Genomic DNA, 243 nt, shown 5'->3' on the forward strand with positions numbered 1-243 from the left:
CGGTAGCGAACGCATCGGCGTAGCGGGCGCGCAGTGCCGCCAGTTCCGGCGCGTCGGCGTCGGTGTTGAAGTCGCCGGCAACGATGGTGCGGCCGCCGTGCGCGGTGGCGTCGACGAAGCCGAGCAGGCTGTCGATCTGGCGCCGGCGGATCGCGCCGCCGTCGCGCTCGTTGTGCAGGTGAGTGGCGTAGAAATCCACGCCGGGGCGCTGCGCGTCGCCGCCGGCGAGCACATGCGCGGCGG

1 protein-coding gene is annotated in these 243 nt (G+C 74.1%); it reads right to left on the reverse strand.

Features of this window, described 5'->3' with window-relative positions:
* Nucleotides 1-243 (reverse strand): endonuclease/exonuclease/phosphatase family protein (locus tag HKX41_13040; GenBank protein ID NNC25059.1); only part of this gene is annotated, 243 nt, incomplete at both ends.

The organism is Salifodinibacter halophilus, from assembly GCA_012999515.1.
Taxonomy (GTDB): Bacteria; Pseudomonadota; Gammaproteobacteria; order Nevskiales; family Salinisphaeraceae; genus Salifodinibacter; species Salifodinibacter halophilus.